This window comes from Rhodococcus sp. NPDC057529 (genome assembly GCF_042802055.1).
In the GTDB taxonomy this organism is placed as follows: domain Bacteria; phylum Actinomycetota; class Actinomycetes; order Mycobacteriales; family Mycobacteriaceae; genus Rhodococcus_F.
Genome location: NZ_JBHVEY010000010.1, coordinates 200,351 through 226,280 on the forward strand (window position 1 = coordinate 200,351; position 25,930 = coordinate 226,280).

Genomic DNA, 25,930 nt, shown 5'->3' on the forward strand with positions numbered 1-25,930 from the left:
CAGCAATGTCGGATGGTGTCGTTTCCGTGTCGGATGCCACGCGTGAGCAGCTGAGCAGGGCCGAGGAGCACAGCGCCCACAACTACTCGCCGCTGCCCGTCGTGATCGAATCGGGTGCCGGCGCGTGGGTGAAGGGAATCGACGGCGTCGACTACCTGGACGTGCTCGCCGGATACTCGGCGCTCAACTTCGGCCACGCACACCCCGCGCTCGTCCGGGTGGCGCGCGAACAACTCGGCCGGCTCACGCTGACCAGCCGCGCCTTCCAGCACGACCGTTTCGCTACCTTCTGCGCGGACCTGAGCCGGCTGTGCCGGAAGGACGCGGTGCTGCCGATGAACACGGGCGCCGAGGCCGTCGAGACCGCGCTGAAACTTGCCCGTAAGTGGGGGTACGACGTCAAGGGTGTGCCGGCGGGGCGCGCCGACGTGATCACGTGCGCCGGGAACTTCCACGGCCGCACCATCTCGATCGTCGGGTTCTCGTCCGATCCGGACGCGTACACCGGGTTCGGCCCGTACCCGGCGGGGTTCGCGTCCGTCGAATACGGGAACGCGGACGCGCTCGAGGACGCGATCACCGAGAACACGGTGGCCGTGCTCCTCGAACCGATCCAGGGCGAGGCCGGAGTCCTGGTGCCGCCCCCGGGCTATCTCGCGGCGGTCCGGGACATCTGCACCCGGCGCGGAATCCTGATGATCGCCGACGAGATCCAGAGCGGGCTCGGGCGGACCGGCGACACGTTCGCGTGCGACCACGAGAACGTGACCCCCGACGTGTACGTGCTGGGCAAGGCGCTCGGCGGCGGCCTGATGCCGGTCTCCGCCGTCGTCGCCGACTGGCCGGTGATGGCGGTGATCGGCCCCGGGCAGCACGGCAGCACGTTCGGGGGCAACCCGCTCGCCTGCGCGGTAGGCAGTGCGGTGGTGGACCTGCTCGAGACCGGCGAATATCAGGAGCGAAGCCGTGAACTCGGCGGCTACCTGCACGGCATGCTGTCGCAACTGCCTCCGGAACACGTGTCGGAGGTGCGCGGGCGCGGTCTGTGGGCCGGTGTGCAGCTGGCCGACGGCATGCCGGCCGCCCGGACGATCTGTGAGCGACTCCTGGCGCGCCGGGTTCTCGCGAAGGACGCGCACGAGGGCACGATCCGCATCGCCCCGCCGCTGGTGATCGAGCGCGACGAACTGACGTGGGCGGTCGAACAGCTCGCCGATGCGCTCGCCGAGTGAGTTTTGACCCCGGTACGCCCTGACCGGTATTGTTCTCCGTTGGCGTGCCGTGCGCCGCTGTGTCTCCGTGTCGCAGTGGCTGGCGGTTCTCGGGTCTCAACTGGCCGCCGGGAATCGCTCGACGATACGCAATGGCCAGCAGCGGATTGAACAAGACGAGGAAGTTCTGTGTCTACGTACACCCCGAAGGCCGGAGATGTGACCCGCACGTGGCACGTCATCGACGCCACTGACGTGGTGCTCGGCCGCCTTGCCGTCCAGGCAGCCAACTTGCTGCGCGGCAAGCACAAGCCCACCTTTGCACCGCACGTTGACGGCGGCGACTTCGTCGTCATCATCAACGCCGAGAAGGTCGCGATCAGCGGCAACAAGCGCGAGGGCAAGTTCCTCTACCACCACTCCGGACACCCCGGTGGTCTGAAGTCCCGCTCCGTCGGTGAGGTTCTCGACAAGAACCCCGACCGCCTCGTGGAGAAGGCCATCGTCGGCATGCTCCCCAAGAACAAGCTGGGTCGCGCCATCAGCAGCAAGCTGAAGGTCTACGCGGGCCCGAACCACCCCCACGCCGCGCAGCAGCCGGTGCCATTCGAGATCAAGCAGGTGGCCCAGTGACGGCGCCGGAGGAGCAGAACGTGTCCAACCCCGAAGAGATCACCGAGGTTGTCGAGGTCGCGGCGGACGAGTACGTGTCCGTCGAGGAGCCCGAGGTCGCCGAGGACATCGAGGCCGCTGCTGCGCCGCAGGCCCCGATCGTGATCGATCGCCCCATCCAGACCGTCGGTCGTCGTAAGGAAGCGGTTGTCCGCGTCCGTCTGACCCCCGGTTCGGGCGACTTCAAGCTCAACGGCCGCACCATCGAGGACTACTTCCCGAACAAGGTGCACCAGCAGCTGATCAAGGCTCCGCTGGTCACCGTCGAGCGTGCCGAGTCCTTCGACATCGTGGCGCTGCTGCACGGTGGCGGACCGTCCGGACAGGCCGGCGCACTGCGTCTCGCCATCGCCCGCGCGCTCATCGAGGTCACCCCCGAGGACCGCCCGGCTCTCAAGAGCGCCGGCTTCCTCACGCGTGACGCCCGCGCCGTCGAGCGCAAGAAGTACGGCCTGAAGAAGGCCCGCAAGGCATCTCAGTACTCGAAGCGCTGATGTGTCGCCGAAGCCGCCCTTCGGGGTCGGCTTCGGCACCTGTTCTTCCCGAGAGCAGGCGTCCATCGTTACCGGACGCCTGCTCTCGTGCTTTATCCGAGATGTATTGGGTTTTCCTAGGTGCGAGGGGTCTGGTCTATGGGTCGATTGTTCGGGACGGATGGGGTTCGCGGTCTCGCGAATACCGAGCTGACCGCCGAGTTGGCGTTGCAGGTGGCCTCCGCCGCCGCAACGGTGCTGGCGTCGCCGGGTTCGGGCGGACGCAAGACGGCCGTGGTCGGCCGTGACCCGAGAGCCAGCGGCGAAATGCTCGAGGCGGCGGTCGTCGCGGGCCTGACGTCCGCCGGTGTCGACGTCCTGAACGTCGGGGTGCTGCCGACGCCCGCGGTGGCGTTCCTGACCGCGGAACTGGACGCGGCACTCGGTGTCATGATCTCCGCCTCGCACAATCCGATGCCAGACAACGGCATCAAGATCTTCGCGGCAGGCGGACACAAACTCGACGACGAGGTGGAAGACCGGATCGAGGCCGTCGCCACCGGCACCGCGACACGGCGGGCGCCGACCGGGGCCGGGATCGGACGAGTCCGCACGGTGCCCGACGCCGCGGACCGGTACCTGCAGCATCTGACGACCGCGCTCCCGAACAGCCTCGACGGACTGACCGTGGTGGTCGACTGCGCGCACGGCGCGGCCTCGGACGTCGCCCCCGCCGCCTACCGGGCCGCCGGCGCCACTGTCATCGCGATCAACGCCGAACCCGACGGGCTCAACATCAACGAGAACTGCGGATCGACGCACCTCGAGGACCTGCAGAAGGCCGTCGTCCGGCACGGCGCCGACCTGGGGCTCGCACACGACGGGGATGCCGATCGATGTCTCGCCGTCGACGCAGGCGGTTCCCTCGTCGACGGTGACGCCATCATGACCGTGCTCGCCCTCGCGATGCGCGATGCGGGCGAACTGGCGGACGACACCCTCGTCGCGACCGTCATGAGCAATCTCGGCCTGCACATCGCCATGCGTGAGGCCGGAATCTCGCTGGTCACCACGGCGGTCGGGGATCGGTATGTCCTCGAGGGACTCCGATCCGGCGGCTTCAGCCTGGGCGGCGAACAGTCCGGGCACGTCGTGTTCCCCGCCTTCGGCACCACCGGCGACGGAGTGCTGACGGGGCTGCGGCTGATGGGCCGGATGGCGGAAACCGGGCAGCCGATCGCGGAACTGGCGTCGGCGATGACGACGCTCCCGCAGGTCCTGATCAACGTCAAGGTCGCCGACAAGCGGGCCGTCGCCGCGTCGCCGGCCGTCCTCGACGCGGTGCTGGCCGCGGAGCGCAGCCTGGGCGAGAACGGCCGGGTGCTCCTGCGGCCGTCCGGCACCGAGCAAGTCGTGCGGGTGATGGTCGAGGCTTCCGATCTGGAAGTTGCTCGTAAACTCGCCGACGAGCTGGCGGGTACCGTCGCCTCCGTGTGAACGGACACAGCGCACCGATCGGCCGAGGGAACCGATCGGTGCGCTGTCGCGTCTAATGCAGTAGGTCGCGAAGAGAGGGTGGGGCAATGGGCGAGGGACTCGAGGTGGACGTCGCGGCGGTGACGGACGCGGGCACGAGGCTGCTGCGGTCGGCGGAGGTTCTGAGACAACAGGCCGCCGAGACTGCCCGGCTGCAATTCGCCGGGCCACAGGCGGGTCGCGACTACGCCGCGAAGGGTGACGCGGTGCGGGATGCCCTCGACGTCGTCGGGGTCGCGCTCGAGCAGTGGGCCGCGGACGCGGAATCGTTCGGTCACGCGTTCCGGGCCGCCGCGGCGCGCTACTCCGGAACGGACGCGAACGTGGCGGCCGACGTGAACGGGGTGCAGTGGTGACCACGGATCCCGGAACGCTGATCGAAGACCCGAACCTGAGCCGCGAGTTCAAGGAGCAACTTCTTCAGGCGTGGGCTGCGTCCCGCGAAGCAGACGAGTCGTCGTGGCAGCCGTACTTCGACGAGTACGGACTCGCCAGACGCGACCGGACGCCGTCCGCCGACCAGCGGTACGCGGCACTGCTCGAGCACGGCAGCGACGCCCGGGCCGCCAACGCATCCCGCGTCGCGCTGGGCGAGCACCTGCGCCAGGAATCACTCAACGATCCCGAGGACATGCTCGATCTCGGTGCTCGCGGGCTCGAATTCTTCGAGTTGTTCCTGCCCTCTGCGAGAAGGCTGGGGTACGAATCCCTCGAACTCACCGACTACTACGCGCTGTTCGACGCCGAGCGGGGGATGCGCCTGCACACGCTCGCCCGCGACGTCGACACCGTCGGACGCAGCATCGTCACGGCCCGCACGGAACTCGACGACAACGAGAAATGCGTCACCGCGGTGCGAACCGGGTGGAGCGGAATCGCGGCCGCGGCGGCGACCGACGCCGCCGACCGCCGGAACGTTCAGGTCGCCGCCACGGTCGACCGGCTCGGCGACCTCGCCGAGGTGTTGTTCGAAGCGAACCTCACCCTGAGCGCCGCCGTGACGAACAAGGCGTACAAGGTGGTGTCGCTGCACCAGCCGACGGTCGGGGGGTACAGCGCCGCGCAGATCGACGTCCTCGCGCAGATCTACGCCGAGGGCAAGGACGGCGACAATTCCGTCGCGAAGGACTGCATGGAGGACGCGTCCTACTGGTTCCCCGAACTCGCCGACGACGACTACCGGCACGTGAACGCCCTGTACAAGGACGGGGGAGCCGGTGCGCTCCGCCGCCTCGACCGCGACGACGTGGTGCGGCGGGCCGCCGGAATCGCCAAGGACTGGCTCGACGCGAACTTCCGGCGCGTGTACGAGGAGAAGCAGCAGGAGTTCACCGCGGCCTGCGCCGACTGTGCCGAAGCGGTGCACGCCGCCTACGATGCCGTCGTCGCCGAGGCGCGGTCGATCGAGGTGCAGCCCGGGTTCCGACCCGAGGACACCCCCGAACCGGCTCCCGCGCCGAGTGCACCCGAGGTCCAGAACGCCGGCACCGCCCCGGCCGCGGCACCGGGACCTGCTCCCGCACCTGTTGCGCCGACGGCATCCACCGCGGCACCCGCGAACGACGGCCCCGCGTATCTCCCACCTCGATCCGGTGGCGGCGGCGCGACCACCGGTCCGGCGGCTGCCGCACCTCCGATCGCCGCCGCATCGCCGGCTGCCACGGCGCCCGTGACGACTGCCCCGATCACCCCGATCATCCCGATCGCGCCGGTCCCGCCCGTGATGCCCGGGCTTCCGGGGTCGCTCGTGCCGGCGCCGGGCGCCGTCCCGGGTACGGGAAACGTCCCCGGCCTGGGTGACCTCCTCGGTCGGGGCCTCGCGGGAGGGCTGGCGGATCTCGGTTCGCTCCTGCGCCCGTTGATCGAGGACGCCCTCTCGGGCCTCACCGGCAGGGCCGACGAGGACGGCAAGCCGGACGACCTCCGTGAAGACTTCGACAATCCGGGTGCGGACGACGGCGAGCCGGGTCACGGCACGTCGAGCGGCACGAGTCTCGAACTGGACCTCGACGGACAATCGTGGACGCTCGCCGTCGACGCGGACGGTCAGGGGATTCATCTCGAGATGAGCGACGGACAGGGCGGGACAGCCAGATTCGAGGTCGAGATCGGTCCGGACGGCCTGCCGCAGATCCTCGCCGACAACGCTGCGGCCGACGGAGACCCCGAGGGTGCCGACTGCGCACCCCCCGAGCCCGACCCGGAATCGCGGGTCGACGCCGGAGCCGAGGGCGTGCCGGCGACGACGGCTGAAGACGGGCCGCCGCCGGGCGGAGATGCCGGGGACGCCGCGCCGAGCCACGAGGACGCACCGGGGCCGGTGCCTGCCGGGGACGCCGCGGCCGTCGCGCCACCACAGGTGGTGGCATTGCAGGAGGCGCCGGCGCCCGACGCACCGGCCCCGCCGCAGGAACCGCGGTCTGCACCCGAACTCGCGACCGGTCCCGTCGCCGGACTCGACAGCGGCGCCGAGCTGGCCGAGGCCGGTCCACTGTGAGCCACCGAGCCGCCCAGTTACGGGCACAACGGGCACAGATGCGCGCCGACCTGGAACTGTTCCGGGAGCGGATCGACGAAGCCAGAGCCAGAGACGAGGCAGCCGCAGCGAACCGCGGCCGTGCCGAGCCCGCGGCCGCAGTGTCGCCAGAGTTGCCGCCACCGCGCCCGGGAGCGGACGACGATGACGACGAGTTCTATCGTCCCCGCAGCTGGCTGGTGTGACCGACGGGCTCAGATGTGCGGGAGCGCGCCCTGGAACCCGGCCTTGGTGTGCACCTCGTGCGGATCGACGAGGGTGGTGTGGGGAAGTTCGGCGTCCGCCTTCGCGAACACGTCGTACTTCTTGTCCTCGGTGAGGTGGTAGAGGAGGAAGCCGGTCAGCAGTGCGCGGGTGATCTGCTGGGTCTTGCGTTCCGAGCCGCCGATGCCGAGCGCGCCCAGGAGGCGGCGACCTTCGGTGAGCCCGGACTCGGAGGCGCCGTTGACGGCGCGCAGAACGTGCTCACCACCCCACGCCTCGGCCAGTGCCTTGGCGTTGCTGTTCATGGTGTCGATGTCGGCACCGGCCACGACGAGCCCCGGCGCTGTGATCTTGGACGCATACTTCTCGGCCTTCGGCGCGGTCGGCGCCGGGAACAGGGCTGCGACCGCCGCCACGTCCCGCTGGGCTGCGGCGAGGACAGCCGCCCCGGCACCCATCCCGTGGCCTGCGAAAGCGACGCGGTCGGGCCGCACGCTGATCTGTCCCGGACCGAGACGCACACCCACACAGATGTCGAGGCTGGCCCGCAGGTCGGTGGCGAGGCCCAGGTGAGAGGGCACGGGACCGCGTTCGCTGTTGGGGGCGGCCACGACGATTCCCCACGACGCCAGATGTTCGAGCGTCTTCCGGTAGTGGTCGGCACCTGCCATCCAGCTGTGCGCGAACGCGACGGCGGGCAGGTTGAAGCCTGATTCGGGCGTGTATACGACGCCCGGCTGTCCGGCGAGGGCGAGGTCGCCGCGCAGCACGCGGTGCGGTCCTCGCTTGGACAGTTCACGGGCCAGGGTCTTCGGTTTCGGCGCCACGGGGAGAACGTTATCCGATTCGTGGGCCGGCGAGAGAGCCGATGCGGCCCACACTCCGACTTCGCGGCGTCGGCCGGTCCAAGTACCCTGATGAACCATGTGCGGAATCGTGGGATACGTCGGCCACCGGCAGGCTCTGACTGTTGTAGTGGAGGCTTTGCGGCGAATGGAATACCGCGGATACGACTCTGCCGGTATCGCCGTGCTCGACGGGCAGGGCGGGATGGCGGTCGAGCGGAAGGCGGGGCGTCTCGCGAATCTGGAGGCCGAACTCGACGAGGTCGGGGCGGAGCACTTCACCGGGAGCACCGGGATCGGGCACACCCGGTGGGCCACGCACGGCAGGCCCACCGATCGCAACGCGCACCCGCACCGCGACGCGGGCAACACGGTCGCCGTCGTCCACAACGGCATCATCGAGAACTTCGCACCGCTGCGGGCCGAACTCGAGCACGACGGAATCGACTTCGCCAGCGACACCGACACCGAGGTCGCGGTGCACCTCGTCGCGCGGGCCTACGCCTCGGGTGAGACGGCAGGCGACTTCGTCGCGAGCGCACTGAGCGTGCTGCGCCGGCTGGAGGGCGCGTTCACCCTCGTCTTCACGCACTCCGACCACCCGGACACCATCGTCGCGGCGCGTCGCTCGACGCCGCTGGTCATCGGTGTCGGCGAGGGCGAGACGTTCCTCGGCTCCGATGTCGCGGCCTTCATCGAGCACACCCGCGACGCGGTCGAGCTGGGGCAGGACCAGGTCGTGGTGATCACCGCGGACGGGTATTCGATTCTGAACTTCGACGGATCCGAGGCGCAGGGCCGCCCGTTCCGCATCGACTGGGATCTCGCCGCCGCCGAGAAGGGCGGCCACGACTACTTCATGCTGAAGGAGATCGAGGAGCAGCCGGGCGCGGTCGCGGACACCCTGCTCGGTCATTTCGCGGACGGAAAGATCGTCCTCGACGAGCAGCGACTGTCGGATCAGGAACTGCGCGACGTCGACAAGGTCTTCGTCGTCGCCTGCGGCAGCGCCTACCACTCGGGGCTGCTCGCGAAGTACGCCATCGAGCACTGGACACGGTTGCCCGTCGAGGTCGAGCTGGCCAGCGAGTTCCGCTACCGCGACCCGGTCCTGGACCGGTCGACGCTGGTCGTCGCCATCTCGCAGTCCGGTGAGACGGCCGACACCCTCGAGGCGGTGCGCCACGCCAAGGACCAGAAGGCGCGGGTGCTTGCGGTGTGCAACACGAACGGCGCCCAGATTCCCCGCGAGGCCGACGCCGTCCTCTACACCCGGGCAGGTCCGGAGATCGGTGTCGCGTCGACGAAGGCGTTCCTCGCGCAGGTCACGGCGAACTACTTGGTCGGTCTGGCCCTCGCGCAGGCGCGCGGCACCAAGTACCCGGACGAGGTGGCACGCGAGTACGCCGATCTCGAGGCGATGCCGGATCTGGTGAGCCGGGTACTCGAGACGGTGGAGCCGGTGCGGGCACTGGCGCGGGAGCTGGCGTCGTCGTCGACGGTGCTGTTCCTGGGCCGCCACGTGGGCTATCCCGTGGCGCTCGAGGGTGCGCTCAAGCTCAAGGAGCTGGCGTACATGCACGCCGAGGGCTTCGCGGCCGGCGAACTCAAGCACGGGCCGATCGCGTTGATCGAGGACGGGTTGCCGGTGATCGTGGTGATGCCGTCGCCGAAGGGGCGCGCGGTGCTGCACTCGAAGCTGCTCAGCAACATCCGGGAGATCCAGGCCCGCGGTGCGCGGACCGTCGTGATCGCGGAGGAAGGCGACGAGGCCGTGCGGCCGTTCGCCGACCACCTGATCGAGATCCCGTCGGCGCCGACGCTGCTGCAGCCGCTGCTGTCGACGGTGCCGTTGCAGGTCTTCGCCGCGGAGGTCGCGCAGACACGGGGATACGACGTCGACAAGCCGCGTAACCTCGCCAAGTCCGTCACTGTCGAATAGCCGCGACGAGAGGGGGCGCGGCCGGGCCGCGCCCCTACGAAGTGACGACGACGGTGCCCGTCATGTCCGGGTGCAGCGAACACGTGTACTCGTAGGTGCCCGGTTCGGTGAACGTGTACGTGAACGCGCCGGTCTGCATCAGCCGGCTCCGCAGCACGCTCTTCGCGGCCCCGACACCCACCACGTCGTGGGTGACTCCCCGGTCGTCGAAATTCCAGGTGACAGTGTCTCCGGCCCGGACGGTGATCGTCGAGGGCGCATACGCCATGTTCGCGACCTGCACGACGGGTCCGGTCGGCGCCTGGGGTGCCTCCTCGGCGGGCGAGCTGCACCCGGATACGACGGCCGTCATCGAAATGCTCGCGGCCAGAGCCACTCCGGCGATCCGCGACCTTCCACATACACGCATGACGTCGAGCGTAGTCTGACCCGGTACCGACCCTTCACTGCACAGCGGCCGGCCGTGAGGCCGGCTCGACGAGGAGTTCCCATGCGGGGCTACTACACCGCGGACGAGGTTCGAGCCGCGGAGGCGCCGTTGCTGGCGTCCCTTCCCGACGGCGTATTGATGCGGCGCGCCGCACACGGACTGGCCACGGTGGTGGCGGCGGAACTGCGGGCGCGGACCGGGGGTGTCGCCGGCCGCACGATCACGGTGCTGGTGGGGTCCGGCGACAACGGCGGGGACGCGCTGTGGGCGGGGTCGATGCTGCGCAAGCGCGGTGTCGCCGCTACCGCGGTCCTGCTGAAACCGGAGAAGGCGCACGCGGCCGGGCTGGCGGCGTTCACCGCGGCCGGTGGTCGGGTGGCCGCCCCGTCCGACGACCTGGGCCTGCCCGATCTGGTGATCGACGGGATCGTCGGGATCTCCGGCAGGGGGCCGTTGCGGCCCGATGCCGCTGCGCTGATCGGCCGGATCGAGGCGCCGATCGTGTCGGCGGACCTGCCGAGTGGGGTGGACCCGGACACGGGCGCCGTCGACGGGCCCGCCGTGCGCGCCGCGGTCACCGTGGCGTTCGGCGCCCTCAAACCGGTTCACGCGCTGGGCGCGGCGCAGTGTGGCCGAGTCGAGCTGGTCGACATCGGACTGTCGCTCGGCGATGCCGACATCACCGCTCTGGACGCCGCGGACGTGGGCGCGGCGTGGCCGGTGCCGGGAGCCGAGGACGACAAGTACTCGCAGGGCGTGGTGGGGGTCGTCGCGGGCAGCGACGGTTACCCGGGAGCCGGGGTCCTGTGCACGGGAGCGGCGGTCACGGCCACGTCGGGGCTCGTCCGCTATGCCGGGCCGTGCACGGCCGAGGTGCTCGCGCACACGCCGGAGGTGATCGCGACCACCGATCTCGCGAAGGCCGGACGCGTCCAGTCGTGGGTGGTCGGGCCGGGCATGGGCACCGACGACGCCGCCCGCCGGACGTTGCGGACGGTGCTCGACGCGGATGTGCCCGTACTGGTCGATGCGGACGGACTGACCCTGCTCGCCGAGGACCCGGACCTGGTGCGCTCGCGGACGGCAGCGACGCTGCTGACACCGCACGCCGGGGAGTTCGCCCGGCTGACGGGGACGGGACCGGGACCGGACCGGGTGGCGTCGGTGCGCGCGCTCGCCGCCGACTGGAACACGCACGTGCTGCTCAAGGGGCGGGCCACGGTGATCGCCGAGCCCGGCGGCCGGGTGTTCGTCAACGAGGCGGGTGGTTCGTGGTCCGCCACGGCGGGGGCAGGCGACGTGCTCGCCGGGATCATCGGCGCACTCGTGGCCGCCGGTCTCGCGCCGGACCGGGCCGCCGCGGTGGGTGCGCGCGCTCACTCGCTGGCCGCGAACCTGGCGGCCCGAGGCGGCGGCGCCGACCTCTCGGCGGGGCGTGGAACAGCACCGATCTCCGCAGGAACGTTGCTCGGGCACCTCAGGGAGTCGATCAGAGTTCTCCGTGCGGGGGTGTCACCCGAGGAAATGCCGGCGACCGCGTGAATGGCAGGATCGAACATATGACGCTTGCTGAAGCAGTACCGGCCGACGACCACGGACACAGCGAACCCGCAGCGCCCGCGCAGGCGGCGCCGGCACCGCAGGCCGAGGCAGTGGTGGATCTGGACGCGATCGCGCACAACGTCCGGATCCTGCGCGACAGCGCTCGGGGCGCGGCGATGATGGCCGTCGTGAAGGCGGACGGCTACAACCACGGCGCGGTAGCCGTGGCCCGCGCGGCGCTGGCTGCGGGAGCGTCGGAACTGGGTGTGACGACGGTGTCGGAGGCCTTGACGCTGCGTCGTGCCGGGATCGACGCACCCGTCCTCGCGTGGCTGCACACCGTCGACGCCGATTTCGCCCCCGCGATCGCGTCCGGCGTCGAACTCGGCGTCTCCTCGCCCCGCCACCTCGCCTCGGTGGTGGCCGCGGCGCGGACCGTCGGCACCACGGCGATCGTCACTCTGAAGGTCGACACCGGCTTGAACCGCAACGGGGTGGCGCCCGACGAACTGGAGCACGTCCTCGTCGACCTGGCCCGCGCGCAGGCCGAGGGCGCGGTGCGGCTGCGCGGCATCTTCTCTCATCTGGCCCATGCCGACGAGCCGCACCACGCCTGGATCGATTCCCAGCGGGATCGACTGGTCACTGCGATCGCGGACGCCAAGCGTCATGGACTGGTCCCCGAAGTGGTGCACCTGTCCAATTCCGCGGCCACCCTGACCCGCCCCGACCTGCGGTTTGACATGGTTCGCCCGGGAATCGCGATATACGGGTTGTCGCCCGTTCCCGAACTCGGTCAGTTCGGGTTGCGCCCGGCGATGACACTGCGATCGAGGGTGGCCCTGGTGAAGAAGGTGGCGGCAGGTGAAGGCGTGTCCTACGGGCACCAGTGGGTGGCCCCGAGGGACACGACGGTGGCGTTGCTGCCCTTCGGGTACGCGGACGGGCTCCCGCGTTCGCTGAGCGGCCGATTCGAGGTCCAGTTGGGTGCGGCGCGCCGTCCGGGGATCGGACGTGTCTGCATGGACCAGGTGGTCGTGGATCTCGGACCGGACGGCGGGGGAGTCCGGGAGGGGGACACCGCGGTGTTCTTCGGCAACGGGGACCTCGGCGAACCGATCGCACAGGAGTGGGCAGACAAGCTCGACACCATCCACTACGAGGTGGTGACGGGGGTGCGCGGACGCACGGTGCGCAGCTACGTCGGTGGGACGGGCACGTAGGCATGGGTGTGTCGAAGCGGTTGGGACTTGTCGGCGGTGTGCTCAGCGCGCTGGCGCTCGGCTCGGTGGCCGGAGTCAACGCCGTGCGCAGCGCGACCCGGCCCGGCCGCGAGATCTACGGTGACGAGGACTTCACCCTGATGTCACGGGACCGGCGCAGCGTGGTGGTCGCCGAGGACGGCGTTGCGCTCGCGGTCCGTGAGGTGGGTCCGGAGAACGCCCCGGTGACGGCGGTGTTCGTGCACGGGTACTGCCTGGACATGACGTCGTGGCACTTCCAGCGCCGTCAGCTCGCCGAGCGGTGGGGCGACGACGTGCGGATGGTGTTCTACGACCAACGCGGGCACGGCGATTCGGGTGTGCCGTCCGCGGCGAGCTGCACGATCGCGCAGTTGGGCGCCGATCTCGCGACCGTCGTCGAGGCGAAGGCCCCCACCGGACCGATTGTGCTGGTGGGGCATTCGATGGGTGGGATGACGGTGCTCGCGTTCGCCGGGCAGCGGCCCGAGCTGGTGGCGGAGCGGGTGATCGGTGCCGGTCTGGTGGCTACGGCCGCGGCCGGGCTCAGCGAGACCGGATTGACGCGGAACCTGCAGAACCCGGTCATCGACGGCTTCCGGCTCGCTGTCCGGACCTCGCCCGAACTCGTCCAGCACGCGCGCGGCGCGGCCCGCGTGCTGATCACCCCCATCCTGCGGGCGGCGTCATACGGCACGGACGTGAGTCCGCGGCTGCACAAGTTCTCCGACTCCATGCTGGACCGGACGTCGGTGGTCACCATCGTGAACTTTCTGCGCACGCTCGAATTGCACGACGAGTCCGCGTCCCTCGAGGCGCTCGAACACACCCCGTCCGTCGTGGTGTGCGGCGACAGTGACATGACGATCCCCTTCGGCAGTTCCCGGAAACTGGCGGCGGACCTACCGGAGTCCGAACTGGTTCGGGTGCGCGGCGCCGGTCACCTGGTGCAGCTCGAGTTCCCGGCCGTGGTGTCGGACGCGGTCGACCGGCTGTTGCAGCGCGGCCTGGCCACATTCCGATCGGGTGAGCAGTCCGATGTCGGCTGAGGAAGGAGTACTGCCCGTGAGCGGGACCGTGGTGCTGGCGACGGCGGAGGACACGGAGGAATTCGGGCGGAACCTCGCCCGGGGACTCGTCGCCGGTGACCTCGTGGTGCTCGACGGACCCCTCGGTGCGGGGAAGACCGCACTGACGAAGGGAATCGGGGCCGGCCTCGGCGTCCAGGGTCGAGTGACTTCGCCCACATTCGTGATCGCGCGGGAGCACCGGGCGGGCATCCGTCCCGGTGGGGGTGCCCCGGTCGGGATGGTGCACGTGGACGCGTACCGACTGGGCGGGAGCGGACCGCACGCACTGGACGAACTCGACGCACTCGACCTCGACACCGACCTGGCCGCAGCCGTTGTCGTCGTCGAATGGGGTGAGGGCGTCGTCGAGCACTTGGCCGATCGTCACCTACGGGTACGCCTGCGCCGCGAACCGGAGTCGGATGTCCGCACGGCCCACTGGGAGTGGATTTCCTGACGGGTCGGGTGTCGGGAGCGGTTCTGACGTGCGAGTACCCTCAGTTACCGTGCTTGTTCTCGCCATCGACACGTCCACGCCTGCCGTGACCGCCGGAGTCGTCCGGATTTCGGCCGATTCCGCATCGGTCGAGGCGGTCGATACGCTCGCGGTGCGGGTGACGGTCAATCCGCGCGCGCACGCGGAAGTGCTCACCCCGCACATCCTCGAGTGCCTCGCCGAGGCGGGACACGTCCCCGCGGACCTCGACGCGGTGGTCGTCGGGGCCGGACCGGGCCCGTTCACGGGACTGCGCGTGGGGATGGCCACCGCCGCAGCGTTCGCCGACGCCCTCGGAATCCCGGTTCACGGGGTGTGCAGCCTCGACGCGATCGCCGCGCAGGTGGACGGTGACCGGAATCTGCTCGTCGTCACGGACGCGCGCAGGCGCGAGGTGTACTGGGCTCGCTATTCGGCGGGAATTCGGGTGGAGGGTCCCGCGGTGGTGAAGCCGCGTGAGCTCGAGCCCATGCCGTCCGAGGTGGTGGCGGGATCGCCGTCACACGTCGACTTCTTCGATCTGCCGGTCGAACCGGTGGAAACACCCTCGCCGGCAGGACTGGCCGCGGTGGCCGCGGAGGCGTTGTTCGGCGCTGCGGCCCCGGCGGCGCTCGTCCCGCTCTATCTGCGACGCCCGGACGCCGTGGAACTGGCGGACCGGAAGAAATGACGTTCCGCATCGAACCGATGACGGCCGCCGACGCCGAACGGTGCGCGGAGCTCGAGACTCTCCTCTTCGCCGGCGACGGGCCCTGGAGCGCGCACGCGTTCAGGGCGGAACTCGCCGCCCCGCACGTCCACTACGCCGTCGCTCGGGACGACACCGGCCACGTCGTCGGGTACGCCGGAATCGCCCTGCTGGGCAACGGTTCGCACCCCGAGTCCGAGATCCACACGATCGGAACCGACCCGGCGTGGCAGCGGCGGGGGATCGGCGGGGCCCTCCTCGACGAACTGCTGCGCGTGGCCGGCACCCGGGGCGGCCCCGTGTTTCTCGAAGTGCGCACCGACAACGACGCGGCGATCGCCCTGTACCGACGTGAAGGATTCGAGATCGTGGGAACCCGTAAGAAGTACTACCAACCGAGCGGTGCGGACGCATTCACGATGCGTCGCCCCGGAGCGGGTGAGGAGCCGGTGCAATGATCGTCATGGGGATCGAAAGCTCTTGTGACGAAACCGGAGTCGGCATCGTCCGGTGGAACGGCGACGGAACCTGCGAGCTTCTCGCGGACGAGGTCGCATCCAGCGTCGACCAGCACGCACGTTACGGCGGGGTGGTCCCGGAGGTCGCGTCCCGCGCGCACCTCGAGGCGATCGTCCCGACGATGCGGCGGGCCCTCGCCGCCGCCGGGATCGTCAAGCCCGACGCGCTCGCCGTCACCATCGGCCCCGGTCTGGCCGGAGCCCTGCTCGTCGGTGTCGCCGCCGCGAAAGCCTATGCGGCGGCATGGGACGTCCCGTTCTACGCGGTGAACCACCTCGGTGGGCACGTCTCGGTGGACACCCTCGAGCACGGACCGATGCCGCCGTGCGTGGCGCTGCTCGTGTCCGGTGGGCACACCCACCTCCTGCACGTCGAGGACCTGGCGAAGCCCATCGTCGAACTGGGCACCACCGTGGACGACGCGGCCGGCGAGGCGTTCGACAAGGTGGCCCGACTCCTCGGACTCGGATTCCCCGGCGGCCCCGCCCTCGACGCCGCGGCACAGGACGGCGACCGGAACGCGATTCCGTTTCCGCGCGGCATGACCGGACCCCGGGACGCACGGCACGACTTTTCGTTCTCCGGACTGAAGACGGCCGTCGCGCGGTACGTGGAATCGAAGGAACGGGCCGACGAGGCGTACTCGGTGCCCGACATCGCCGCGAGCTTCCAGGAAGCCGTGGCCGACGTACTGACGATGAAAGCGGTACGCGCCGCTCGCGACGTCGGCGTGGACACTCTGGTGCTCGGTGGCGGCGCGACGGCCAACTCGCGTATCCGCGCGCTCGCCGAGGAACGCTGCGCCGAAGCCGGTCTGACCCTGCGAGTGCCGAAACCCCGCCTGTGCACCGACAACGGAGTGATGATCGCCTCGCTCGGCGCGCATCTGATCGCCGGCGGCGCCGCGCCCTCCCTGCTCACCGTGGCCAGCGACCCCGGACTGTCGGTGGCCACCAGTCAGGTGTTCAGCTGACCGGAATCGTGATGGTCTGCGTGGCCGGGGGAGTCAGCGCCTCACCGGGCTGAGTTCCGCTCGGCTGCGCCCCGGCGGGAGCGCTGGGAGCAACCGTGCCCGGCGCCGGAATCATCGGGAAGATCCCTTCGGGTGCGGCCGGCGCGGACTCCGCCGGCGCAGCGGGTGCCGCCGGCGCAGCGGGTGCCGCAGGCGCAGCGGGTGCCGCAGGAGCGGTGGATTCGGCGGGCGCAGTGGGTCCCCCGACAGGCGGCGGTGCCACTTCGGGACCGCCGGGTACGGGCGCGACGGGGCTCGGTTCGTTCGGCGTCGACTCCCCGGGAACCTGCGGCCACAGCGGTGGAATCGCGGGCCACTCGATGTGCGGCCACGCGGGCTGTGGCGGCTCCGTTCCGGGCAGTGTCGGACGTGCGGGGCCGGTGGGGGTCGGCAGGGGGGTGGTGGTGCGCGGGGGTGTCGTCTCCGTCGTCGAATCGGGCGTGTGCGCAGGAATCTGGTCGGTGTGCGGTTCGGACGTGGGCGGTGCAACCTGATTCGGGTAGTACTCCGACGTCGGCGTCGGGTCGTACGACGGAATCCGCGTGGCGGGAGGCTCGTCGGTCGTCGTGGTTGCAACCTGCTCCGTGGTCTGGAACATGTCGGTCCCCGCAGGGGAGACGTTGGGATCGGGTGCGGGCGCGAGTTCCTTCACGCCGTAACCGAGAACGAGGCCGCCGACCACGAGCGCGCCGACGAGAGCCCCCGACACCTTCGCGGCCGAACCGGGGCGGTTCGATTCGGTGGCCGGGTAGTCGCGGATGGCCGAGGACACGGCGAGCAGCGCCGCACCCTTCGCAGTCGCCGTGTCGGGTTCGGGCACCTCGATGACCCGCGCGGTGAAGGACGCGGTCACGGCCGCGGCGATCGCGGGAATGTTCGCGCCGCCGCCGACCAGGGCGAGTGCCTCGGGTCGGCGCGGAGAGTCGGCGATCGTGGCACGGATGAACTCCACCGCGACCCGGACGGTCGGTGCGGCGATCTCGTCGAACCCGGTGCGGCTGATCTCGATCGGGCGGATGCCCGGGAGGTCGATGTCGACGTGCGCCTGCGGCTCCGACGACAACTGCTCCTTGGCGACACGGCACCGCGCCGAGAGAAGATCCCGGTCCAGGTGCCGCAGGGGATGCGGAGTCGCGAGACTGCCGACGACGTGGTGGAAGATCAGGTCGTCGATTCCGGTGCCGCTCACGTGGCTGGTGCGGTCGGCGTGCAGGACGGTGCCGTCCACCTGATCGACGACGGCGACGGACAGCCCGGACTCACCGAAGTCGACGATCGCGACGGTGGCGTGCTGAGCGACCTCACCTGTGTGTCGCAGGAAGGTGAGGGTGGCCGCTGTCTCGGGCACGAGGTGCACGCGATGGCGCTGCCTGCTGACGGCGCTGCGGATCGAGTGGGCCTGTTCCTGCGTCCGGTACGCGACGGCGAACGCGTCGGGCGTGGTGGGATCGGCCGGAACCTGGGTGGTCATCAGCGAGATCGACGAGCGGACCAGATCGCCGAGGTCGGTGTGGGCCTGATCGGCGGACAGGTAACGGAACTCGACGTTCTGCGCGCCGTTGGAGGCGGTGGTGACGAGCGCGGAACTCACACCTGCCGCGCCGGTCGACATCCCCAGGGACATACCCATCACACACACCCCCTCACGTTTTCGACGCGTGACCTGCTGTCTCTGCCGGAACGCCCTGTTCAGCGGGGATTCCTTGCCCGTTGAATCGGCGACTGTTATCTGAACGTTACAGAAAACAAACGGATTTCGCTCCCGGCTTCCGGCCCCCGAGGACGAAGATTGCGCTCGATATCCGGTCTCACCTGCACAGTTGTCCAAAGGAATCTCATGCGACGCGCCAGCGATTTTCGCAACCTCACGAGACGCGAGCGCCGACGGCTTGTGCTGCGCGCATTCGTGCGCCCGCTGGGCACCGTCGTCCTGTGCGCGGTGGTCTACTTCGCCCTGCCGTGGACCTCGATCGGGAACATGTCCGCCCTGCTCTTCCTGGCGGGAGGCCTGCTGGTCGTCGGCTCGGCGGCGGTCTGGCAGATCCGCCGGATCTTCCGCTCCGACGTGCCTGCGCTCCAGGCCATCGAGGCACTCGCCCTGATCCTGCCGCTCTATCTGCTCGGGTTCGCGGCAGGATATTGCCTGATGTCCGAAAGCGATCCGGGTTACTTCACGGAACCCCTCACGCGCATGGGTGCGCTGTACTTCTCGCTCACCGTGTTCTCCACCGTCGGGTTCGGCGACATCGCCGCGACGACCGATGCGTCGCGAGCCGTCGTGAGTGTGCAGATCATCGGAAATCTGATCCTGCTCGGCGTCGGCATCCGCGCGGTCGTCGCGGCCGTCGACTGGGCCCGCAAGCGCCGGAACTAGCGACCCGACACCAGCACCAGTTCGACGTTCCGGTCGGCAGTCCCGCCGCCCAGGTCGGGGTCGGCGTGAATGTCGTTGAACGACAACTCCCGGTACAGCGACGCCAGTCCGAGCGGTGAGAGGTCGGTGTGGTCCACGGCGTACGGGCTGTCGGCCTCGAACAGCGTCGTGAGCAGCGACACGGTTCCGTCGACGTTGTCGACCACCTCGATGATCCGCCCGTGCTGCGGGAAGTCGATGTGCGAGGCCGTGTTGATCTCCCAGAACGACTGCTCCGGAGTCGATCCGGGCCACGGGGTGATCCGGTTCTCGTGGGTGTGTCCGTTCACCCAGGCGAGGACGTTCGGGAAACGGTGCAGCAGGTCCACCAGTCGCGAGCCCCGGATCCGGGGTTCCGCCGGGGCGGCGGGGTCGGGGACGACGTTGTCCATGCTGCCGCTGGTGTGGTGGCTGAACAGGATGAACCAGGTGTCGCTGCGTGCCTGCGAGACGGGGTTTCCTGCCGTGTCGTAGTACCGGCTGCTGCCTGCCGTCAGGGTGTCCTCGATCCACCGGAACTGCGCCGCGCCGAGCGAGCCGTCGACGAATCCCGCCCGGTTGGTGGAATCCATGCTGATTCCGACGACACCGGGTGCGATCTCGAACGAGTAGTAGCCGATTCCGGTCTCGGCGGCGTCGGGTGCGAAGCCGTGACCGGCCGGTCCGGGACCGGTGTTGGCCGGGTCCAGGTGTGCGGCGATGAACTGGCGGGGAGTGAACGGTGCCCGAGCCGGGTCGGGCGTGACGACCCGGGGTGGTGTGGTGAACGCGGACAGCACGCCCGGAATGGCGCCGGGGTCGAACTTGGTGGCGATGTCGACCGCCTTCGCCTGCTCCGGCGACCCGGGGACCTCGAACTTCAGGGAACCGGTGTACATGGCTTCGAGCGGGGGGATGCCGCTGGGGACGGTGCCCTCCACCGAGTCGTCGTGGTTGCCGAAGACGCAGTACCAGGGGGTGTTCAGGCCGGGGCTCGTGACGGGGGCGATGGCCGCGCCGAGCAGCCCGGGGATCTCGGGAAACCCGGCCTTCTTGTACATGTCCTGGATGGAGGACTCGGGGTTCCAGTACAGGTCCGCCCCGGAGTTCTGTACGCCTTCGTAGCGGTCGGGGGCGCCCGTGTTGGGGACGATGGTGCCGCCGTTGAGCGCGGTGAGGAACCAGTCGAGTTCGGCGAACTCCTTGTTGTCGGTGTTGTCGCCGGTGCTCACGACCGCATCGAACGGGCGCTGGGTGTGCGGGCCGGACGCGAGCGCGTTGACGCGGGCGACCAGGGCGACGAGACCCTGCGCGGTGAGGGTCTCGTGCGGGCGGAACGCGGAACCGGTGAAGGGGTGGACGTATTCGAAGCGCATCGGGGACTGGGCGTCGACCAGGTGGACGTCGGTGAGCTGGACGAGGGAGGCGAGTGCGGTGCGCCGGTCCTCGCGCCCGCTGCGGGCCTCGGCGAGTTCGGTGCGGACGATCGTCGGCCACCCCGGTCCGGCGCCCAGCCTGCGGTAGCCGGAGCTTCCGAGGGGGACGGCCACCGCTTCGAGGGTGGTGCCGGCCGCGGAGGTCGGGAGCGGGGCCGCGCCCGCGTACTGTAACCCCCACGGACGTGCTCCGAACCCCACCGTGCCGATCGCCCCGAGCCCGGCAAACGTCAGGAATTTACGCCTATTGATGTCAGACACCAGAGGAACCTTAGGTGACGACCCCTGAGACAGGACGATATTCGGCGCGGCGCGAACTGCCACCCCCTTCTCCTTGAGGGTTGGCACTCTCACGTATAGAGTGCCAAGTGGCGCCGATCGAGCTCCGGCACCCGCGACGACGGGGCTGTGTGAAGTGCCGTAAACGGAACACTCAAACAGGAGTCCGGAGAAGTCTCCGGATCCGCATACCCCAAAGTGGAGGGCTCATCGTGGCGAGCGTCAACATCAAGCCGCTCGAGGACAAGATCCTCGTCCAGGCCAACGAGGCTGAGACGACGACTGCCTCCGGCCTGGTCATTCCCGACACGGCCAAGGAAAAGCCCCAGGAGGGCACCGTCGTCGCAGTCGGCGAAGGCCGCGTCAACGAGCAGGGCAACCGCATCCCGGTCGACGTCAAGGAGGGTGACACGGTCATCTACTCCAAGTACGGCGGAACCGAGATCAAGTACGCCGGCCAGGAGTACCTGATCCTGTCGGCACGCGACGTGCTGGCTGTCGTCTCCAAGTAAGCCATACGTGATCCGCCCCGGAGTCCCCACAGGATCCCGGGGCGGAGTGCGTTCACGCGCGTAACCCTGAGATCCAGGAGAAGACAGAACACATGTCCAAGCAGATTGAGTTCAACGAGATCGCACGCCGGTCTCTCGAGCGTGGAGTCGACAAGCTTGCCGACGCGGTCAAGGTGACCTTGGGTCCGCGTGGCCGCCACGTAGTGCTGGCGAAGGCCTTCGGCGGCCCGACCGTCACCAACGACGGCGTCAGCATCGCCCGGGAAATCGAGCTCGAGGACCCGTTCGAGAACCTCGGTGCGCAGCTCGTCAAGAGCGTCGCCACCAAGACCAACGACGTCGCAGGCGACGGCACCACCACCGCGACCGTGCTGGCTCAGGCCATCGTGCGGGGCGGTCTGAAGAACATCGCTGCGGGTGCGAACCCGATGGCACTCGGCATCGGCATCAACGCCGCCGCCGACAAGGTCGTCGAGGCACTGCTCGCCGTCGCGAAGCCGGTCGAGGGCAAGAACTCCATCGCCCAGGTCGCGACCGTCTCCTCGCGTGACGAGGAGATCGGCGAGATGGTCGGCGAGGCGCTCACCCGCGTCGGCACCGACGGCGTCGTGACGGTGGAGGAATCCTCGACCCTGGCGACCGAGCTCGTCATCACCGAGGGCGTCCAGTTCGACAAGGGCTACCTGTCGCCGTACTTCGTCACGGACCTCGACGCACAGAAGGCCGTGTACGAGGACGCACTCGTGCTGCTGTACCGCGAGAAGATCACGTCCCTGCCCGATTTCCTGCCGCTGCTCGAGAAGGTTGCCGAGAGCGGCAAGCCCCTCCTCATCATCGCGGAGGACGTCGAGGGTGAGGTTCTCTCGACGCTCGTGGTCAACTCCATCCGGAAGACCATCAAGGCCGTCGCCGTGAAGGCGCCGTTCTTCGGTGACCGCCGGAAGGCGTTCCTCGACGACCTCGCCGTCGTCACCGGTGGCACGGTCATCAACTCCGACGTCGGTCTCACGCTGAAGGACGCCGGACTGGACCTGCTCGGCAGCGCCCGCCGCGTCGTGGTCAGCAAGGACGAGACCACGATCGTCGACGGCGCCGGAACCGACGACGACATCAAGGGTCGCGTCGCGCAGCTGCGCCGCGAGATCGAGAACACCGACTCCGACTGGGATCGCGAGAAGCTCGAAGAGCGTCTGGCGAAGCTGGCCGGTGGCGTCGCCGTCATCCGCGTCGGCGCGGCCACGGAGACCGACCTCAAGGAGCGCAAGTTCCGTGTCGAGGACGCCGTCAACGCGGCGAAGGCTGCAGTCGCCGAGGGCATCGTCCCCGGTGGCGGTTCCGCCCTCGTCCAGGCGAGCACCGAACTGGCCGACAACCTCGGTCTGACCGGTGACGAGGCCACCGGCGTCAAGGTGGTGCGCGAAGCCCTGCAGGCGCCGCTGTTCTGGATCGCAAGCAACGCCGGTCTCGACGGGTCCGTCGTCACCAGCAAGGTTGCCGAGCAGCCCAAGGGGCACGGTTTCAACGCCGCGACCCTCACCTACGGCGACCTGCTCGCCGACGGTGTCGTCGACCCCGTCAAGGTCACCCGCTCCGCGGTCGTCAACGCGGCCTCGGTCGCGCGGATGATCCTCACCACGGAGAGCGCCGTGGTCGACAAGCCGGAAGAAGAGGACGAGCAGCAGACCGGTCACGGGCACAGCCACTAGGCTTCGCCGTCGCGGCCGATCGGGCTCCGATCGTTCGAACGAGAAACCCCCGTGCGGATCACCGCGCGGGGGTTTCTCTGTGTCTTCTCTGTGTCCGACGGCTGCCGGATCAGCTCAGTTGCAGCACCGCGAACGGTTCCGACGTCGGCTGCGGTGACCCTCCGGGCGGCTCGACGGTGACGGCCAGCTTCGACATCGACCCCACGTCGTCGAGGACGAGGGTCGTGGTCGGCTGCATGTCGCCGGCCGACACGGTTCCGGCGGGCACCGGGGCGGCCCCGGATTCGGGCATCAACCACAGCTGGTACACGGTGTCCGCGCTGGGTGGGGCGACACCGTCCATCACGAACACGACGGCGTCCTGCGACTTCGAGTAGTTGGCGGTAGCGGACCCGCCTGCCGCGATCGGACTCGTCGACGAGTGCATGTCGGTGGCGTCGAGTACCTGCTCCGCCATGGTGGGCGCCGGGCCTTCCGTGAGCTGCCGGACGATCACCGTTCCGCCGGCGAGCACCCCGACGGCCGCGGCGGCGGCGACGGCGATCTGCCAGCGCCGCCTGCGGGAGCGGCGCTCGGCGAGCGAGGCCGGCGCGGGCACGGGACGCCGGATCGCGTCGAGGACCCGGGTTCGCACCCGTGGTGGCGGTTCCACGGCGCCCACCGCGCTCACCACCGCGAACGCTTCGCGGATCCGCCTCACCTCGTCGGTGAACGTGGAACGGGTGTCCTCGTCCGTGCCCGCGAGATCGGCGTCGAGTTCGCGACGCTCGCTGTCGTCGAGCGCGTCGAGTGCATACGGGTAGGCCATGCCCACGAGTTCGGAGTTCATGTCACAGACCCCCCAGGCAGCCGCGAAGACGCGTCAGTCCGTCACGGATGCGTGTCTTCACCGTCGACAGGGCAACCCCCAGCTGGGAGGCGACCTCCCGGTAGGTGCGGCCGTCGTAGTACGCCATCGCAACGGACTCGCGCTGCATGTCCGTGAGCGAGTCGAGGCAGGCGAGCACCGACTGATGCTCGAGCCGGCGGGTCACCTCCTCGGTGACATGGTCGAACGGCCCCGCGATGTTGGTGGTCTCGTAGAGGGACTCGCGGTCGGTGCCTGCCTGCTCCGAGCGCACGCGGTCGACGGCCCGGCGGTGCGCGAGGGTCATCAGCCACGACAGCACCGAACCTCGTGCCGGGTCGAAATTCGACGCGGTGCGCCAGGCCTGGAGGAAGACTTCCTGCGTCGTCTCCTCCGCATATCCGGGGTCGCGCAGCACGCGGAGGACCATGCCGTGGACTCGGGCGCTCGTGCGGTCGTAGAGTTCGGCGAACGCGTCGGCGTCCTCGTTCGCCACGCGGGCCATGATGTCGTGGAGTTCCGCGGATTCGGTGGCGCGGGCGCTGTGTGCCCCGGCCGCGTCCGCCGAGCACACGTCTTCTGCCGGGGTAGTGCCCTCGTGGTTCGTCACCAGCGCTCGTCTCGCTTCATCGAGAACCACGGTAGCGTGCATGTCCGCTCATCTCCTCCAGCCGGTAGGCATTCGGAGACCGAGTCGCCGTGGATGGGTGGCGACGGGATCGAAGTGACGCGGGGAACCCCCGCACGGCGGCGAGGGTTCCCCGGTGAGTGTGGTGGAGCGGTCAAACGGCAATCCGGCCGCGTCTGTGCCGGGCGTGCATCTCGCGTTCCGTTTCGGACATTCCACCCCAGATCCCGTACGGCTCGGACACGCTCAGCGCGTGGTTGCGGCACTGGGCGAGGACCGGGCAGCGCCGGCACATTTCCTTCGCACGGGTTTCCCGCTGTGCGCGGGCACGGCCGCGCTCCCCGTCGGGATGGAAGAACATCGAGGAGTCGACTCCGCGGCACAGTCCGTGCATCTGCCAATCCCAGATATCGGCGTTCGGGCCGGGAAGGTGGTTGGGTGCAGGCATGTGGACTCCTTAGCTGCAAGCTCGCCTCGGGCGGCGGGCGGACCGTGGGCTCTACGTTCAAGCCGCTGAATCATTCACGTTGCTCACCGTAGAGTCGGTTCGGAAATCGCGTCAATAGTTGTTCACAGTGGTGATTTACATATCCCACAAGCTGAAAGTTAACCTGGAAAATATTTACTTTCCCGCGGTTCCATGTTTCCGTTTCGGGTTGAAAGACCTGGGGGCACGGGTAACGATGTGCGGGTGCCCCAGCCCGCGGAGCCTGAAACGCAGACCCCCTCCGGATCTCCGGACGAGGGTCCCACGATGTCGGTATCTGCGCTGGCCAGAAGGCTTGGGGTGGCACCGTCGACGCTTCGCACGTGGGACCGCCGCTACGGCATCGGCCCGTCCGTTCACCCGCAGGGAAGTCACCGGCGGTACACCGCGCGCGACGTCGCCCGGCTCGAATGCATGCAACAGGCTCTGGACGGTGGTGCAAACTCCGCGGAGGCTGCGAGATATGCGATTAACGCAATGGCTACATATTCGTCAGAAATCGGCCGTCGGCCGGGTGGCGAAAATCTGGATGACAACTCGGTGAACGGGACGAAAACAGGCTCGTCGAACCTTTTGCCGTCCTTTTCCGGCCTCGCCGACGCCGAGGCAGCCGTTCGCAATTTGTCGGGAGCGTTGCTGGCGCGGGACGTCGTGACCATCCGCCGGATCGTCGTGCGGGCCGTCGCGGAGCGGGGATTCAGCTCCATGTGGACGAGAGTGGTGACTCCGGTGCTCGAGTGGGCGGACGAGGGCAGGAACGCCGACGCCGCCGCGGCGAGCGTCCGCGTCTTCGCCGAATGCGTCGCGGGAATTCTGTCCACGATGACGCTGGATGCGCCGATCGGCGGCGGTGGCCGGGTCCTGCTCGTGCAGGTGCCCGCGGACACGCCGGATGCGGTTCCCGCCGACCCGTACGGTCTCGAATTCCGTGCCCTGGGCGCCGCCCTCGCCACCGCCTCGGTGGACACGCGGATCGCGCTGCCGCTGTGCCGGTCGGCGTTGCTCGCCGCCGTGACCAACGCCGAACCGGACGTGATCGTCCTCTGGTTGCCCGCCGCCGCATGCGACGTCGCGTCCCTGCTGCGGGCTATCCGCCGCAGGCGCACCGGGCTGACGATGCTCGCGGGCGGTCCCGGGTGCCGGACACAGCCGCTACCGCGGACGATCACGGTGCTGGGTGCGCTGGATGCGGCCGTGGCCGCCGTCGCTGCGGTCACCTGACCGGT

General features: G+C 69.4%; 26 protein-coding genes and 1 pseudogene. 20 read left to right on the forward strand and 7 right to left on the reverse strand.

What is annotated here, in order from left to right:
* The first annotated feature begins 5 nt into the window (after positions 1–5).
* The 7 genes from rocD (at position 6) to ACFU5V_RS21425 (ending at position 6,613) form a co-directional block, all read left to right on the forward strand.
* Positions 6–1,232 carry an ornithine--oxo-acid transaminase gene (gene rocD / locus ACFU5V_RS21395; protein WP_378435591.1) on the forward strand — a complete coding sequence of 409 codons (1,227 nt, stop codon included), beginning with the start codon at positions 6–8 and terminating at the stop codon, positions 1,230–1,232.
* Between the two features lie 168 nt (positions 1,233–1,400).
* Positions 1,401–1,844 (forward strand): 50S ribosomal protein L13, encoded by a 444-nt coding sequence (rplM, locus tag ACFU5V_RS21400; RefSeq protein WP_005239728.1) that lies wholly within the window; start codon positions 1,401–1,403, stop codon positions 1,842–1,844.
* Positions 1,841–2,377, forward strand: a complete 537-nt coding sequence (gene rpsI / locus ACFU5V_RS21405) for a 30S ribosomal protein S9 (RefSeq protein ID WP_043825651.1) — start codon at positions 1,841–1,843, stop codon at positions 2,375–2,377. Before rplM ends, rpsI begins: the two co-directional genes overlap by 4 nt.
* 138 nt (positions 2,378–2,515) lie before the next feature.
* Positions 2,516–3,853, forward strand: coding sequence for a phosphoglucosamine mutase (gene glmM / locus ACFU5V_RS21410; RefSeq protein ID WP_378433833.1), 1,338 nt, complete (start codon positions 2,516–2,518; stop codon positions 3,851–3,853).
* A gap of 86 nt (positions 3,854–3,939) precedes the next feature.
* Positions 3,940–4,248, forward strand: a complete 309-nt coding sequence (locus ACFU5V_RS21415; protein ID WP_378433834.1) for a type VII secretion target — start codon at positions 3,940–3,942, stop codon at positions 4,246–4,248.
* Positions 4,245–6,389, forward strand: a complete 2,145-nt coding sequence (locus tag ACFU5V_RS21420) for a hypothetical protein (RefSeq protein ID WP_378701705.1) — start codon at positions 4,245–4,247, stop codon at positions 6,387–6,389. The genes ACFU5V_RS21415 and ACFU5V_RS21420 overlap by 4 nt, the downstream gene beginning before the upstream one ends.
* 38 nt (positions 6,390–6,427) lie before the next feature.
* Positions 6,428–6,613, forward strand: coding sequence for a hypothetical protein (locus ACFU5V_RS21425; RefSeq protein ID WP_378433836.1), 186 nt, complete (start codon positions 6,428–6,430; stop codon positions 6,611–6,613).
* A gap of 9 nt (positions 6,614–6,622) precedes the next feature.
* On the opposite strand, the gene ACFU5V_RS21430 is transcribed toward ACFU5V_RS21425, so the two are convergent.
* Positions 6,623–7,459 carry a hypothetical protein gene (locus ACFU5V_RS21430; RefSeq protein WP_378433837.1) on the reverse strand — a complete coding sequence of 279 codons (837 nt, stop codon included), beginning with the start codon at positions 7,457–7,459 and terminating at the stop codon, positions 6,623–6,625.
* 97 nt (positions 7,460–7,556) lie between these two features.
* Between ACFU5V_RS21430 and glmS the strand changes: the two genes are divergently transcribed.
* Positions 7,557–9,419, forward strand: coding sequence for a glutamine--fructose-6-phosphate transaminase (isomerizing) (glmS, locus tag ACFU5V_RS21435; protein WP_378433838.1), 1,863 nt, complete (start codon positions 7,557–7,559; stop codon positions 9,417–9,419).
* Between the two features lie 34 nt (positions 9,420–9,453).
* Here glmS and ACFU5V_RS21440 read toward each other — a convergent pair whose 3' ends face one another.
* The gene (locus ACFU5V_RS21440) at positions 9,454–9,828 is read right to left on the reverse strand and encodes a cupredoxin domain-containing protein (RefSeq protein WP_378433839.1); all 375 of its coding nucleotides are present in this window, start codon (positions 9,826–9,828) and stop codon (positions 9,454–9,456) included.
* Positions 9,829–9,909: 81 nt separating this feature from the next.
* Here ACFU5V_RS21440 and ACFU5V_RS21445 point away from each other — a divergent pair, with 81 nt between their 5' ends.
* From ACFU5V_RS21445 to tsaD, 7 genes are read left to right on the forward strand one after another with little or no spacing between them, the layout of a single operon-like run.
* Positions 9,910–11,391 carry an NAD(P)H-hydrate dehydratase gene (locus ACFU5V_RS21445; protein WP_378433840.1) on the forward strand — a complete coding sequence of 494 codons (1,482 nt, stop codon included), beginning with the start codon at positions 9,910–9,912 and terminating at the stop codon, positions 11,389–11,391.
* Positions 11,392–11,408: 17 nt separating this feature from the next.
* Positions 11,409–12,614, forward strand: coding sequence for an alanine racemase (gene alr / locus ACFU5V_RS21450; RefSeq protein ID WP_378433841.1), 1,206 nt, complete (start codon positions 11,409–11,411; stop codon positions 12,612–12,614).
* A gap of 2 nt (positions 12,615–12,616) precedes the next feature.
* Positions 12,617–13,681, forward strand: coding sequence for an alpha/beta fold hydrolase (locus tag ACFU5V_RS21455; RefSeq protein ID WP_378433842.1), 1,065 nt, complete (start codon positions 12,617–12,619; stop codon positions 13,679–13,681).
* Positions 13,671–14,159: a tRNA (adenosine(37)-N6)-threonylcarbamoyltransferase complex ATPase subunit type 1 TsaE gene (tsaE, locus tag ACFU5V_RS21460; protein ID WP_378433843.1), complete on the forward strand. Its 489-nt coding sequence runs from the start codon at positions 13,671–13,673 to the stop codon at positions 14,157–14,159. The genes ACFU5V_RS21455 and tsaE overlap by 11 nt, the downstream gene beginning before the upstream one ends.
* Positions 14,160–14,208: 49 nt before the next feature.
* A complete protein-coding gene (tsaB, locus tag ACFU5V_RS21465; RefSeq protein WP_378433844.1) occupies positions 14,209–14,868 on the forward strand; it encodes a tRNA (adenosine(37)-N6)-threonylcarbamoyltransferase complex dimerization subunit type 1 TsaB in 660 nt (219 codons plus the stop codon).
* Positions 14,865–15,344 (forward strand): ribosomal protein S18-alanine N-acetyltransferase, encoded by a 480-nt coding sequence (rimI, locus tag ACFU5V_RS21470; RefSeq protein ID WP_378433845.1) that lies wholly within the window; start codon positions 14,865–14,867, stop codon positions 15,342–15,344. Before tsaB ends, rimI begins: the two co-directional genes overlap by 4 nt.
* Positions 15,341–16,378 (forward strand): tRNA (adenosine(37)-N6)-threonylcarbamoyltransferase complex transferase subunit TsaD, encoded by a 1,038-nt coding sequence (gene tsaD / locus ACFU5V_RS21475; protein ID WP_378433846.1) that lies wholly within the window; start codon positions 15,341–15,343, stop codon positions 16,376–16,378. Before rimI ends, tsaD begins: the two co-directional genes overlap by 4 nt.
* Here tsaD and ACFU5V_RS21480 read toward each other — a convergent pair.
* Positions 16,371–18,047: an Hsp70 family protein gene (locus ACFU5V_RS21480; protein WP_378701707.1), complete on the reverse strand. Its 1,677-nt coding sequence runs from the start codon at positions 18,045–18,047 to the stop codon at positions 16,371–16,373. The genes tsaD and ACFU5V_RS21480 overlap by 8 nt on opposite strands.
* A gap of 207 nt (positions 18,048–18,254) precedes the next feature.
* On the opposite strand from ACFU5V_RS21480, the gene ACFU5V_RS21485 reads away from it, so the two are divergent.
* Entirely contained in the window at positions 18,255–18,791 is a 537-nt protein-coding gene (locus ACFU5V_RS21485) for a potassium channel family protein (protein ID WP_378701709.1), read from the forward strand.
* Here the strand turns inward: ACFU5V_RS21485 and ACFU5V_RS21490 are convergent.
* Positions 18,788–20,506: a TIGR03767 family metallophosphoesterase gene (locus tag ACFU5V_RS21490; protein WP_378701711.1), complete on the reverse strand. Its 1,719-nt coding sequence runs from the start codon at positions 20,504–20,506 to the stop codon at positions 18,788–18,790. The genes ACFU5V_RS21485 and ACFU5V_RS21490 overlap by 4 nt on opposite strands.
* Before the next feature lie 230 nt (positions 20,507–20,736).
* On the opposite strand from ACFU5V_RS21490, the gene groES reads away from it, so the two are divergent.
* Positions 20,737–21,036 carry a co-chaperone GroES gene (gene groES, locus ACFU5V_RS21495; protein ID WP_003940763.1) on the forward strand — a complete coding sequence of 100 codons (300 nt, stop codon included), beginning with the start codon at positions 20,737–20,739 and terminating at the stop codon, positions 21,034–21,036.
* Positions 21,037–21,128: 92 nt separating this feature from the next.
* Positions 21,129–22,742, forward strand: a complete 1,614-nt coding sequence (gene groL / locus ACFU5V_RS21500) for a chaperonin GroEL (RefSeq protein ID WP_378433850.1) — start codon at positions 21,129–21,131, stop codon at positions 22,740–22,742.
* Positions 22,743–22,851: 109 nt separating this feature from the next.
* Here groL and ACFU5V_RS21505 read toward each other — a convergent pair whose 3' ends face one another.
* The 3 genes from ACFU5V_RS21505 to ACFU5V_RS21515 all read right to left on the reverse strand — a co-directional run bounded on the left by ACFU5V_RS21505 (position 22,852) and on the right by ACFU5V_RS21515 (position 24,665).
* Positions 22,852–23,571, reverse strand: a complete 720-nt coding sequence (locus tag ACFU5V_RS21505) for an anti-sigma factor domain-containing protein (RefSeq protein ID WP_378701713.1) — start codon at positions 23,569–23,571, stop codon at positions 22,852–22,854.
* A 1-nt stretch (position 23,572) separates the two neighbouring features.
* A complete protein-coding gene (locus tag ACFU5V_RS21510) occupies positions 23,573–24,241 on the reverse strand; it encodes a sigma-70 family RNA polymerase sigma factor (RefSeq protein WP_378433852.1) in 669 nt (222 codons plus the stop codon).
* A gap of 130 nt (positions 24,242–24,371) precedes the next feature.
* Positions 24,372–24,665, reverse strand: a complete 294-nt coding sequence (locus tag ACFU5V_RS21515) for a WhiB family transcriptional regulator (protein WP_005239766.1) — start codon at positions 24,663–24,665, stop codon at positions 24,372–24,374.
* A gap of 306 nt (positions 24,666–24,971) precedes the next feature.
* Between ACFU5V_RS21515 and ACFU5V_RS21520 the strand changes: the two are divergent.
* Positions 24,972–25,157, forward strand: a pseudogene (locus ACFU5V_RS21520) (MerR family transcriptional regulator); the annotation flags it as partial.
* 87 nt (positions 25,158–25,244) lie between these two features.
* Complete coding sequence (locus ACFU5V_RS21525; RefSeq protein WP_378701851.1) at positions 25,245–25,925, forward strand: transcriptional regulator; 681 nt, start codon at positions 25,245–25,247, stop codon at positions 25,923–25,925.
* Positions 25,926–25,930 lie beyond the last annotated feature (5 nt).

What these genes read in the sequence shown, in the direction of transcription:
- tsaD (WP_378433846.1), top strand. Translation starts at nt 15,341, where the DNA reads ATGATCGTCATGGGGATCGAAAGCTCTTGTGACGAAACCGGAGTCGGC.
- alr (WP_378433841.1), top strand. Translation starts at nt 11,409, where the DNA reads ATGACGCTTGCTGAAGCAGTACCGGCCGACGACCACGGACACAGCGAA.
- ACFU5V_RS21445 (WP_378433840.1), top strand. Translation starts at nt 9,910, where the DNA reads ATGCGGGGCTACTACACCGCGGACGAGGTTCGAGCCGCGGAGGCGCCG.
- ACFU5V_RS21515 (WP_005239766.1), bottom strand. Translation starts at nt 24,665, where the DNA reads ATGCCTGCACCCAACCACCTTCCCGGCCCGAACGCCGATATCTGGGAT.
- glmM (WP_378433833.1), top strand. Translation starts at nt 2,516, where the DNA reads ATGGGTCGATTGTTCGGGACGGATGGGGTTCGCGGTCTCGCGAATACC.
- ACFU5V_RS21415 (WP_378433834.1), top strand. Translation starts at nt 3,940, where the DNA reads ATGGGCGAGGGACTCGAGGTGGACGTCGCGGCGGTGACGGACGCGGGC.
- tsaE (WP_378433843.1), top strand. Translation starts at nt 13,671, where the DNA reads ATGTCGGCTGAGGAAGGAGTACTGCCCGTGAGCGGGACCGTGGTGCTG.
- glmS (WP_378433838.1), top strand. Translation starts at nt 7,557, where the DNA reads ATGTGCGGAATCGTGGGATACGTCGGCCACCGGCAGGCTCTGACTGTT.
- ACFU5V_RS21480 (WP_378701707.1), bottom strand. Translation starts at nt 18,047, where the DNA reads ATGGGTATGTCCCTGGGGATGTCGACCGGCGCGGCAGGTGTGAGTTCC.
- rocD (WP_378435591.1), top strand. Translation starts at nt 6, where the DNA reads ATGTCGGATGGTGTCGTTTCCGTGTCGGATGCCACGCGTGAGCAGCTG.
- groL (WP_378433850.1), top strand. Translation starts at nt 21,129, where the DNA reads ATGTCCAAGCAGATTGAGTTCAACGAGATCGCACGCCGGTCTCTCGAG.
- ACFU5V_RS21425 (WP_378433836.1), top strand. Translation starts at nt 6,428, where the DNA reads ATGCGCGCCGACCTGGAACTGTTCCGGGAGCGGATCGACGAAGCCAGA.
- ACFU5V_RS21485 (WP_378701709.1), top strand. Translation starts at nt 18,255, where the DNA reads ATGCGACGCGCCAGCGATTTTCGCAACCTCACGAGACGCGAGCGCCGA.
- rimI (WP_378433845.1), top strand. Translation starts at nt 14,865, where the DNA reads ATGACGTTCCGCATCGAACCGATGACGGCCGCCGACGCCGAACGGTGC.
- ACFU5V_RS21505 (WP_378701713.1), bottom strand. Translation starts at nt 23,571, where the DNA reads ATGAACTCCGAACTCGTGGGCATGGCCTACCCGTATGCACTCGACGCG.
- ACFU5V_RS21455 (WP_378433842.1), top strand. Translation starts at nt 12,617, where the DNA reads ATGGGTGTGTCGAAGCGGTTGGGACTTGTCGGCGGTGTGCTCAGCGCG.
- ACFU5V_RS21440 (WP_378433839.1), bottom strand. Translation starts at nt 9,828, where the DNA reads ATGCGTGTATGTGGAAGGTCGCGGATCGCCGGAGTGGCTCTGGCCGCG.
- ACFU5V_RS21510 (WP_378433852.1), bottom strand. Translation starts at nt 24,241, where the DNA reads ATGCACGCTACCGTGGTTCTCGATGAAGCGAGACGAGCGCTGGTGACG.